At 61.5% G+C, this 11,181-nt stretch carries 7 protein-coding genes; 5 read left to right on the plus strand and 2 right to left on the minus strand.

Annotated elements, in window-relative coordinates:
* Positions 1 to 73 precede the first annotated feature (73 nt).
* From gltB to NJC40_RS08460, 4 genes are all read left to right on the plus strand, one after another.
* Positions 74 to 4,519 (plus strand): glutamate synthase large subunit, encoded by a 4,446-nt coding sequence (gene gltB / locus NJC40_RS08445; protein WP_045486534.1) that lies wholly within the window; start codon positions 74 to 76, stop codon positions 4,517 to 4,519.
* A gap of 116 nt (positions 4,520 to 4,635) precedes the next feature.
* Complete coding sequence (locus NJC40_RS08450; RefSeq protein ID WP_253112244.1) at positions 4,636 to 6,054, plus strand: FAD-dependent oxidoreductase; 1,419 nt, start codon at positions 4,636 to 4,638, stop codon at positions 6,052 to 6,054.
* Positions 6,055 to 6,248: 194 nt separating this feature from the next.
* On the plus strand, positions 6,249 to 7,313 hold the full coding sequence (gene hemE / locus NJC40_RS08455; RefSeq protein WP_253112245.1) for a uroporphyrinogen decarboxylase: 1,065 nt from the start codon (positions 6,249 to 6,251) through the stop codon (positions 7,311 to 7,313).
* 459 nt (positions 7,314 to 7,772) lie between these two features.
* Complete coding sequence (locus tag NJC40_RS08460; RefSeq protein ID WP_253140270.1) at positions 7,773 to 8,180, plus strand: RNA-guided endonuclease InsQ/TnpB family protein; 408 nt, start codon at positions 7,773 to 7,775, stop codon at positions 8,178 to 8,180.
* Positions 8,181 to 8,386: 206 nt separating this feature from the next.
* Here NJC40_RS08460 and NJC40_RS08465 read toward each other — a convergent pair whose 3' ends face one another.
* The gene (locus NJC40_RS08465) at positions 8,387 to 9,652 is read right to left on the minus strand and encodes an MFS transporter (RefSeq protein ID WP_492180516.1); all 1,266 of its coding nucleotides are present in this window, start codon (positions 9,650 to 9,652) and stop codon (positions 8,387 to 8,389) included.
* Between the two features lie 119 nt (positions 9,653 to 9,771).
* On the opposite strand from NJC40_RS08465, the gene NJC40_RS08470 reads away from it, so the two are divergent.
* Complete coding sequence (locus NJC40_RS08470; protein ID WP_045486545.1) at positions 9,772 to 10,659, plus strand: LysR family transcriptional regulator; 888 nt, start codon at positions 9,772 to 9,774, stop codon at positions 10,657 to 10,659.
* 62 nt (positions 10,660 to 10,721) lie between these two features.
* Here the strand turns inward: NJC40_RS08470 and NJC40_RS08475 are convergent, their stop codons facing one another.
* Entirely contained in the window at positions 10,722 to 11,168 is a 447-nt protein-coding gene (locus NJC40_RS08475; protein WP_045486548.1) for a hypothetical protein, read from the minus strand.
* Positions 11,169 to 11,181: the final 13 nt, after the last annotated feature.

Genomic DNA, 11,181 nt, shown 5'->3' on the forward strand with positions numbered 1-11,181 from the left:
TTCGGCGTGATGAAGCGGTTGATTGAGCCGAAGAATTTGCCTCTAACCCAGGCAGCCTGGTGAGAAAGTGTCTATGAAAACAGGTCTGTACCATCCGGATGTACACAAGGCTAACTGTGGATTTGGCCTGATCGCCCACATGCAGGGTGAAGCCAGCCATCACCTCTTGCAGACGGCTATGGCGGCCCTGACCTGCATGACCCACCGTGGCGGTATCAACGCTGACGGCAAGACCGGTGACGGTTGCGGTCTGTTGATCCAGAAGCCCGACCTGTTCCTGCGTGCCGTGGCCAAAGAGCAGTTCGGTGTCGAGCTGCCTCGCCAGTATGCGGTGGGCATGGTGTTCTTCAACCAGAATGACGAAAAGGCCGAGGCTGCCCGCGAGCACATGAATCGCGAGATCCTGGCCGCAGGTCTCAATCTGGTTGGCTGGCGCCAGGTGCCGATCGACACCAGCGTGCTCGGGCGTCTGGCCCTGGAGCGCCTGCCACGCATCGAGCAGGTGTTCATCGGCGGTGAAGGCCTGAGCGATCAGGAGTTCGCGGTCAAGCTGTTCAGCGCCCGCCGCCGTTCGTCGGTGGCCAACGCCGAGGATGCAGAGCACTACATCTGCAGCTTTTCGCACAAGACCATCATCTATAAGGGCCTGATGATGCCTGCCGACCTGGCAGCCTTCTATCCGGACCTGGGCGACGAGCGCCTGCAGACCGCGATCTGCGTATTCCACCAGCGCTTCTCGACCAACACCATGCCGAAGTGGCCGCTGGCCCAGCCGTTCCGCTTCCTGGCACACAATGGTGAAATCAACACCATCACCGGTAACCGTAACTGGGCCCAGGCTCGCCGCACCAAGTTCACCAACGACCTGATGGAGCTTGAAGAGCTCGGTCCGCTGGTCAACCGTGTCGGTTCCGACTCCTCAAGCATGGACAACATGCTGGAGCTGATGGTCACTGGTGGTATCGACCTGTTCCGTGGCGTGCGAATGATCATTCCGCCAGCCTGGCAGAACGTCGAGACCATGGACTCGGACCTGCGCGCGTTCTACGAATACAACTCCATGCACATGGAGCCGTGGGACGGCCCGGCCGGCGTGGTGATGACCGAAGGTCGCCACGCGGTCTGCCTGCTCGACCGCAACGGCCTGCGCCCGGCGCGCTGGGTCATGACCAAGAACGGCTACATCACCCTGGCGTCGGAAATCGGCGTCTGGGACTACACCCCTGAAGACGTGATCGCCAAAGGCCGTGTGGGGCCGGGCCAGATCTTTGCCGTGGACACCGAGACCGGCCAGATCCTCGACACTGACGCCATCGACAACCGCCTCAAGTCGCGTCATCCGTACAAGCAGTGGCTGCGCAAGAACGCCTTGCGCATCCAGGCGACCATGGAAGACAACGACCACGGTTCGGCCTTCTACAACCAGGACCAGCTCAAGCAGTACATGAAGATGTACCAGGTCACCTTTGAAGAGCGTGACCAGGTGTTGCGCCCGCTGGGTGAGCAGGGCCAGGAAGCCGTGGGGTCGATGGGTGATGACACACCGATGGCCGTGCTGTCGCGTCGGGTCCGCTCGCCTTACGATTACTTCCGCCAGCAGTTCGCGCAGGTTACCAACCCGCCGATCGACCCGCTGCGCGAAGCCATCGTCATGTCCCTGGAAATCTGCCTGGGTGCCGAGCGCAACATCTTCCAGGAGTCGCCTGAGCACGCCTCGCGGGTGATCCTCAGCTCGCCGGTGATTTCCCCGGCCAAATGGCGCAGCCTGATGACCCTGGAGCGTCCAGGCTTCGAGCGCTGCATCATCGACCTGAACTACGACCAAAGCGTTGGTCTGGAAGCTGCCGTCCGCAATATTGCCGATCAGGCTGAAGAAGCCGTACGTTCAGGGCATACCCTGATCGTTCTCAGTGACCGGCATATCGCGCCGGGCAAGCTGCCGGTGCATGCTTCGCTGGCCACCGGTGCGGTACACCACCGCCTGACCGAGCAGGGCCTGCGCTGCGACAGTAACATCCTGGTCGAGACCGCGACCGCCCGTGACCCGCACCACTTCGCGGTGTTGCTCGGTTTCGGTGCTTCGGCGGTCTATCCGTTCCTGGCTTACGAAGTGCTGGGCGACCTGATCCGCACCGGTGAAGTGCTGGGCGACCTCTACGAAGTGTTCAAGAACTACCGTAAAGGCATTACCAAAGGCTTGCTCAAAATCCTGTCGAAGATGGGTATCTCGACCGTGGCCTCCTACCGTGGCGCCCAGCTGTTCGAAGCCATCGGTCTGTCCGAAGAGGTCTGCAACCTCAGCTTCCGTGGCGTGCCAAGCCGCCTGAAGGGTGCACGTTTCGTTGACCTGGAGTCCGACCAGAAGCTGCTGGCCGCTGAGGCCTGGAGTGCGCGCAAACCGATCCAGCAGGGTGGTCTGCTGAAGTTTGTCTACGGTGGGGAATACCACGCCTACAACCCGGACGTGGTCAACACCCTGCAAGCGGCCGTGCAGCAGGGCAACTACGAGAAATTCAAGGAATACACCGCGCTGGTGGACAACCGCCCGGTGTCGATGCTGCGTGACCTGTTCAAGGTCAAGACCCTTGAGCAGCCGCTGAGCCTCGATGAAATCGAGCCGCTGCCGGCGATCCTCAAGCGCTTCGACTCGGCCGGTATCTCGCTGGGCGCACTGTCGCCGGAAGCTCACGAAGCCCTGGCCGAGGCGATGAACCGCCTGGGCGCGCGCTCCAACTCCGGTGAGGGCGGTGAAGATCCGTCGCGCTACGGCACCATCCGCAGCTCCAAGATCAAGCAGATCGCCACCGGCCGTTTCGGCGTCACTCCTGAGTACCTGGTCAACGCCGAAGTGCTGCAGATCAAGGTCGCACAGGGTGCCAAGCCCGGTGAGGGCGGCCAGTTGCCCGGTGGCAAGGTCAACGGCCTGATCGCCAAACTGCGCTATGCGGTGCCTGGCGTGACTCTGATTTCACCACCGCCGCACCACGACATCTACTCGATCGAAGACCTGTCGCAGCTGATTTTCGACCTTAAGCAGGTCAATCCGCAGGCACTGGTTTCGGTCAAGCTGGTGGCAGAAGCCGGCGTGGGCACCATCGCGGCCGGTGTCGCCAAAGCTTATGCCGACCTGATTACCATCTCCGGTTACGACGGCGGCACCGGCGCTTCGCCACTGACCTCCATCAAGTACGCCGGCTCGCCGTGGGAGCTGGGCCTGGCCGAGACTCACCAGACCCTGCGCGGCAACGACTTGCGCGGCAAGGTCAAGGTGCAGACTGACGGCGGCCTGAAAACCGGCCTGGACGTGATCAAGGCGGCGATTCTGGGGGCCGAGAGCTTCGGTTTCGGTACTGCGCCGATGATCGCCCTGGGCTGCAAATACCTGCGTATCTGCCATCTGAACAACTGCGCGACCGGCGTGGCGACCCAGAACGACAAGCTGCGCAAGGATCACTACATCGGCACCGTCGACATGGTGATCAACTTCTTCACCTACATTGCCGAAGAAACCCGTGAGTGGCTGGCCAAGCTGGGCGTGCGCTCGCTGGAAGAGCTGATCGGCCGTACCGACCTGCTGGAAATCCTGCCGGGCGACACCGAGCGTCAACAGCATCTGGACATGACCCCGTTGCTGGGCAGCGATTACATCCCGGCCGACAAGCCGCAGTTCAGCCTGGTCGACCGTAACCCGCCGTTCGACAAAGGCCTGCTGGCCGAGAAGATGGTCGAAATGGCCAAATCGGCCATCGAGTCGATGAGCGGTGGCGAATTCGAGCTGGACGTGTGCAACTGCGACCGTTCCATCGGTGCGCGCATCTCCGGCGAAATCGCCAAACTGCACGGCAACCAGGGCATGAACAAGGCGCCGATCACCTTCCGCCTCAAGGGCACTGCCGGGCAGAGCTTCGGTGTATGGAACGCCGGTGGCCTGAACATGTACCTCGAAGGCGACGCCAACGACTACGTGGGTAAAGGCATGACGGCCGGCAAGCTGGTCATCGTTCCGCCCAAAGGCAGCCCGTTCAAGACCCAGGAAAGTGCCATTGTCGGTAACACCTGCCTGTACGGCGCAACCGGCGGCAAGCTGTTCGCCGCAGGTACGGCCGGTGAGCGTTTCGCCGTGCGTAACTCCGGTGCCCACACCATCGTCGAAGGCACCGGCGATCACTGCTGCGAATACATGACCGGCGGCTTCGTCTGCGTGCTGGGCAAGACCGGCTACAACTTCGGTTCCGGTATGACCGGTGGTTTCGCCTACGTGCTGGACCTGGACAACACCTTCGTTGACCGGGTCAACCACGAACTGGTCGAGATCCAGCGGATCAGCGGCGAAGCGATGGAAGCCTACCGTACCCATCTGCAGAGCGTGCTCGATGAGTACGTGGCCGAGACCGACAGCGAGTGGGGCCGTAACGTGGCAGAGAACCTGGACGATTTCCTGCGCCGCTTCTGGCTGGTCAAGCCGAAGGCTGCGAGCCTCAAGTCGCTGCTCTCCAGCACCCGTGCCAACCCACAATAAGGCAGCCGAGCGCTGCAAGCCTGACGTGACAGGCTTGCAGCCCCTGCGTCGATTAGAACGTGATTCCTGCAGCTTGAAGCTCGAAGCTTGAAGCTGCCCGTGATGAGGCAACAACCATGGCTGAACGTCTGAGTAACGACTTCCAGTTCCTTGATGTCGGACGTAAAGATCCGAAAAAGAAGCTGCTGCGCCAGCGCAAGAAAGAGTTCGTTGAAATCTACGAACCCTTCAAGCCCCAGCAGTCCGTCGACCAGGCCCACCGTTGCCTGGGTTGCGGCAACCCGTATTGCGAATGGAAGTGCCCGGTGCACAACTTCATTCCCAACTGGCTGAAACTGGTCGCCGAAGGCAACATCCTGGCGGCCGCCGAGCTGTCGCACCAGACCAACACCCTGCCGGAAGTCTGCGGCCGCGTTTGCCCGCAAGACCGCCTGTGTGAAGGGGCCTGTACCCTCAATGACGGGTTTGGCGCGGTCACCATCGGCTCGGTCGAGAAGTACATCACCGACACCGCCTTCGCCATGGGCTGGCGCCCGGACATGTCGCGCGTCGTGCCGACCGGCAAACGTGTGGCAATCATCGGTGCAGGCCCTGCGGGCCTGGGCTGTGCCGACGTCCTGGTGCGCAGCGGTGTGACGCCGGTGGTGTTCGACAAGAACCCGGAAATCGGCGGCCTGCTGACTTTCGGCATTCCCGAGTTCAAGCTCGAAAAGAGCGTGCTCAGCCATCGCCGTGAAGTGTTCACCGGGATGGGCATCGAGTTTCGTCTGAACGTCGAAGTCGGTAAAGACGTGACCATGGAGCAGTTGCTCGCAGAATACGACGCCGTGTTCATGGGCATGGGCACCTACACCTACATGAAGGGCGGCTTTGCCGGTGAGGACCTGCCAGGCGTCTACGACGCACTGGACTTCCTGATTGCCAACGTCAACCGCAACCTGGGCTTCGAGAAGGCGCCGGAAGACTTCATCGACATGAAGGGCAAGAAGGTCGTGGTACTCGGTGGTGGTGACACCGCGATGGACTGCAACCGTACTTCGATCCGCCAGGGCGCCAAGGCTGTTACCTGTGCTTACCGTCGCGACGAAGAAAACATGCCCGGCTCGCGCAAGGAAGTGAAGAACGCCAAGGAAGAAGGCGTGAAGTTCCTCTACAACCGCCAGCCGATCGCGATTGTCGGCGAAGACAAGGTCGAAGGCGTCAAAGTTGTCGAGACCCGTCTCGGTGAGCCGGATGCCCGTGGCCGTCGCAGTCCTGAGCCGATCCCCGGTTCCGAAGAGATCATCCCGGCCGATGCGGTGGTTATCGCCTTCGGTTTCCGCCCAAGCCCGGCCCCCTGGTTCGAGCAGTTCGATATCCAGACCGACAGCCAGGGCCGCGTCGTGGCTCCGGAGCAAGGCCAGTTCAAGCACCAGACCAGCAACCCGAAGATCTTCGCCGGTGGTGACATGGTGCGTGGTTCCGACCTGGTCGTGACCGCGATCTTCGAAGGCCGCAACGCTGCCGAAGGTATCCTCGACTACCTCGGTGTTTGATATCGAGGCATCGTAGGAGCGGCTTCAGCCGCGAAGCAGACGCCGCAATTTCGCTGCTAAAGCAGCTCCTACGCGTGACGCAAGTCAACATGAAAGGGCCTTCGGGCCCTTTGTGCTTATGTCGACAAGCGTGTTGCTTGTAACTGTTCTTGCCGGTCTGAGAAAATGCCCGCCTATTTTTTGCGGAAACCGACATGACTGCCTTGAAGAACGACCGTTTCCTTCGTGCCCTGCTCAAGCAGCCTGTGGATATCACTCCGGTATGGATGATGCGCCAGGCCGGTCGCTACCTGCCGGAGTATCGTGCCAGCCGTGCCAAGGCCGGCGACTTCATGAGCCTGTGCATGAACCCGGCATTCGCCTGTGAAGTGACCCTGCAGCCGCTGGAGCGCTACCCGCTCGACGCCGCGATCCTGTTTTCCGACATCCTCACCATTCCGGACGCCATGGGCCAGGGTCTGTACTTCGAGACCGGCGAAGGCCCGCGTTTCAAGAAAACCGTCAGCACCCTGGCCGATATCGAAGCCCTGCCGATCCCTGATCCGCACAAAGACCTCGGTTACGTGATGGATGCGGTCAGTACCATCCGTCGGGAGCTCAACGGCCGGGTGCCGCTGATCGGCTTCTCCGGCAGCCCATGGACGCTGGCCACCTACATGGTCGAAGGCGGCTCGTCCAAGGACTTCCGCAAATCCAAGGCCATGCTCTACGACAACCCGCAAGCCATGCACCTGCTGCTCGACAAGCTGGCGCAGTCGGTCACCGCCTACCTCAATGGCCAGATTCGCGCTGGCGCCCAGGCGGTGCAGATCTTCGACAGCTGGGGCGGTAGCCTCTCGGCAGCGGCCTACCAGGAGTTCTCGCTGGCTTATATGCGCAAGATTGTCTCTGGCCTGATCCGTGAGCATGAAGGCCGCCAGGTGCCGGTGATCCTGTTCACCAAGGGTGGTGGCCTGTGGCTGGAAAGCATCGCTGACGTCGGCGCTGAAGCGCTGGGTCTGGACTGGACCTGCGACCTCGGCCAGGCCCGCGCCCGGGTAGGCGACAAGGTCGCGCTGCAAGGCAACATGGACCCGAGCGTGCTCTACGCCCGCCCCGAAGCCATCCGTCAGGAAGTGGCGCGTATCCTGGCCAGCTATGGCCACGGTAGCGGCCACGTCTTCAACCTCGGCCACGGCATCACCCCGGAAGTCGACCCGGCCAACGCTGGTGCGTTTATCGAAGCGGTGCACGAGCTGTCGGCGCAGTATCACGGCTGATTAGCGACGTTTCCTACAAAACGCCCGGCTTTTGTCGGGCGTACAAGGCGCTGACGTTGCAGAAGGAGCGCCACGAGCAAGGCGAGAACAAGCTCGGCTATGCGGGCCTGTGCAAGTTGCTGACCGAGTGGCGCAATAGCCCGCCAACCGCATGGCTGGCCGATGCGCCTGTTCACCCGTTGCAACAGAGCCTCAAGGATCTGGAACGGGCCTACACCAATTTCTTCGCCAAGCGAGCCGACTTTCCCCGGTTCAAGAAGAAGGGGCAGAACAACAGCTTGCGCTATCCCGACCCGAAACAGATCAAGCTCGACCAGATCAACAGCCGCCTGTTTCTGCCCAAGCTGGGCTGGCTGCGCTACCGCAACAGCCGCGAGGTGCCTGGCACGGTGAAGAACATCACCGTGAGCCAGTCGTGTGGCAAGTGGTTCGTGAGTATCCAGACCGAACGCCAGATCGATGAGCAGCCCACGGCACAGGGTGCGGCAGTCGGCAGAGACGCCGGGAAGAAACGTTCGGGCCAAGTCTGGCCTGAACAGGGCCATCCTCGATCAGGGCTGGTTCGAGTTCCGCCGCCAACTGGACTACAAGCTGGCGTGGCGCGGCGGCTGGCTCATTGTCGTGCCGCCGCAAAATACCAGCCGTACGTGCCCTTGTTGCGGCCATGTGTCGGCGGCCAACCGCCAGACGCAAGCGCTGTTCAGGTGCGTGGGATGTGGTTTCGAAGGCAACGCCGATGTGATTGGCGCGATCAATGTACTAAGGGCGGGACACGCCCGGTTAGCCTGTGAAGTGAGCGCAGAGGTCATGGCGCCAGCAGCAGGAACCCACCGAAGCGACTCGGGGGCGGCTCGATGCCGCGCCTGAGCGCCGTAGGGATCTCCGGCCTTCAGACCGGGGAGGATGCCAAGAGGGGAAACTGCTTTTTCATTTTCGGGGTGATGGTGAATAAATACTTTCTCTTTCGACGGTCTGTGCTTGCCTTGAATACTTTTGGCAGTGCTGTGCACTGCATTCGCCTGCAAAGCAGCCTCCCACTTGATTGTGTAGTGCTGCCAAGAGTCTGAACACAATCAATTACCCCCTGCCAACGGCTGTAACTTGGCCAGCCGCAACGCCACCCCCAGCGCCAGCAGCAATAACAAACCAATGAACAACCCGATGCCATTCCAGCCGGCGTAGTGCCAGAACACGCCGCCGCCGGTGCCGGCTACGCTGGAGCCTGCGTAGTAGCAGAACAGGTACAGCGACGAGGCCTGGCCGCGCGCGGTGGTGGCGCGGCGGCCGACCCAACTGCTGGCCACCGAGTGGGCGCCGAAGAACCCGAAGGTGAAGATCAGCACGCCGATGATGACCAGTGCCAGCGGGTTGAGCAGGGTCAGACCCAGGCCGGCGAGCATCAGCACAATGACCGCCCAGAGCACCTTGCGACGGCCCAGACGGTCGGCCAGCGAGCCGATTTTTGCTGAACTGTAGATACCCGACAGGTAGACCACCGAGAACAGCCCGACCACGGCCTGGCTCAGGTTGTAGGGCGCTTCGAGAAAGCGGTAGGCAATGTAGTTGAACAGGGTGACGAACGCGCCCATCAGCAAAAAGCCGGTCAGGAACAATAACGGCAGGCCCTGATCGCGCAACTGCACGGCGAAGCCGTCCAGCAGGCTGCGCGGGTGTAATGAACGGGGGCGGAAGTTGCGCGAGTCGGGCAGGATGCGCCAGAACACCGCGGCGGCAATCAACGCCAGGCCGCCGATCACCAGCAGTGCAACGTGCCAGTTCACGTAGTCGATCAGTACCCCGCTGATCAGCCGTCCGCACATGCCGCCCACCGCGCTGCCGCCGATGTACAAACCCATGGCCAGGCCCAGATGGGTCGGGTGGATCTCTTCACTCAGATAGGTCATGGCCACCGCCGCCAGCCCGCTCAGCGACAAGCCGACCAGCGCCCGGGTTACCAGCACGGTTTCCCAGTCGGGCATCAGCGCACTGGCCAGGGTGGCGATAGAGGCGCAGAACAGCGCCAGAACCATGACCGGCTTGCGGCCGATACGGTCGGAAATCGGCCCGGTAACCAGCAGGCCAATGGCGAGCATGGCGGTAGAGACTGACAGCACCAGGCTGCTCTGCGCGGCACTGATGGCGAATTCGCGTGACAACAGCGGCATCATCGGCTGCACGCAATACAACAGGGCGAAGGTGGCAAAGCCGGCCGCGAACAGCGCCAGTGCGGTGCGGGTGAACAGCGGTGTGTTCTTTTCGATGTAGGTGTCGGCCTGACTCGCGGTCTGGGCGGGCGATGGCGGAGTGTCGTTATTGAGCGCAGGGCTGGCAGGCTTCACGGTGGACCTCGGTCTTGCAAGAACAGGCAGGCATTGAAAAAAGCATATAGCGGGCTAATGATTCAATCCAATATATTGTTAGACATGATTGATAGCTTGTACGACTTATTTGGTGGCCTATGGAACTGCGGCATCTGCGTTACTTCATTGCGGTGGCCGAAGAGCTGCACTTTGGCCGGGCGGCCCAGGCGCTGGGCATTTCTCAACCACCTCTGAGCCAGCAGATCCAGGCGCTGGAGCAGGAGCTGGGCGCGCGGCTGTTTGAGCGCACCAACCGGCGTGTGGAGTTGAGCGAAGCCGGGCGTTTGTTTCTTGAACAGGCCCGCCTGGTATTGGCGCAGGTCGATAAAGCCGCTGATGTGGCCCGGCGTGCGCAGTTGGGCGAACTGGGTGAACTGAAGGTCGGCTTCACAGCCTCGGCGCCCTTTACCTCAAGCATTCCCAAAGCCATTTTTGCGTTTCGCCAGAGTTACCCGGCGGTGCACCTGGCCTTGCAGGAAATGACCAGCCAGGACGTGGTCGATCATCTGCAAGATGGCAGCATGCAGGTCGGTATCATGCGGCCCTTGCCGTTACCTGACTCGTTGATCGCCGTGGAGCTGCTGCGTGAGCCGCTGGTTGCGATCATGCGTTCCGACCACCCATTGGTGGCTGGCAGTGAGCAAGGGTTGTTCATGGCAGCGTTGGCCGAAGAGCCGTTCGTGTTCTTTCCGCGTAGCTACGGCAGCGGCTTGTATGCGCAGATCATTGGGCTGGCCAGGGCAGCGGGCTTTAGCCCGTTGATTACTCAAGAAGCGGGCGAAGTGATGACGATCATCGGCCTGGTGGCGGCGGGGTTGGGGGTGACGGTGTTACCGGCGTCGTATCAGCGCTTGCGCATTGACGGGGTGGCGTACCGCACTCTGCTCGACGATGGCGCCAGCAGTGCGGTCTGGCTGGTGCAACGCAAGGACGAGCAATCACCGATGGCCAAAGCTTTTTGTGAGCTGGCAAGCTTCAAGCCATAAGCTGCAAGCAAGAGCGCATGGTGCTCTCGCGTGCAGCTTGAAGCTTACAGCTTGCCGCCCGCTCAGTTGACCTTGGCCAGGTCGCCCTTCAGGGCGACACCGGCGATCACTGCGCCGGCATGGCACTCGTAGTTCACCGGGTCTTTGCGTTCGATCTTCTTGTAGTAGCTGGTGATGTTGGTCACCGCGTTGGCGCCGGCACCCTTGGCCGCTTCGTTCAATTGCAGGATCGCCGATTGCAGGACCCATTCGCAGGCTTCGGTGTCGCTCTTGTTGAAGGCATTGGTCTTCTTGTTGGTGACCGCATTCGGGCTTACCACGGTGACCTTGCCGCGTGGCGGCACGCCCGCCAGGTAGAACTTGACGCTGCCGTCGAGCTTGCCTTGCTGGGTCATTTGCTGGATCACCTTGTCGAACGGCAGCAACAGCATCGTGTCACGTGCCTGACTGATACCGGGCAGGGCGCTGAGGGCAATCGCTGCACCCGCGATCCAGGACTTCATTTGCATGGCTCATCTCCTT

Origin of the sequence: Pseudomonas sp. 21LCFQ02 (assembly GCF_024129895.2) — a bacterium.
Taxonomy (GTDB): Bacteria; Pseudomonadota; Gammaproteobacteria; order Pseudomonadales; family Pseudomonadaceae; genus Aquipseudomonas.

Coding starts and splice junctions, on each gene's coding strand:
- gltB (WP_045486534.1), top strand. CDS start 74: ATGAAAACAGGTCTGTACCATCCGGATGTACACAAGGCTAACTGTGGA.
- NJC40_RS08450 (WP_253112244.1), top strand. CDS start 4,636: ATGGCTGAACGTCTGAGTAACGACTTCCAGTTCCTTGATGTCGGACGT.
- hemE (WP_253112245.1), top strand. CDS start 6,249: ATGACTGCCTTGAAGAACGACCGTTTCCTTCGTGCCCTGCTCAAGCAG.
- NJC40_RS08460 (WP_253140270.1), top strand. CDS start 7,773: ATGAGCAGCCCACGGCACAGGGTGCGGCAGTCGGCAGAGACGCCGGGA.
- NJC40_RS08470 (WP_045486545.1), top strand. CDS start 9,772: ATGGAACTGCGGCATCTGCGTTACTTCATTGCGGTGGCCGAAGAGCTG.
- NJC40_RS08475 (WP_045486548.1), bottom strand. CDS start 11,168: ATGCAAATGAAGTCCTGGATCGCGGGTGCAGCGATTGCCCTCAGCGCC.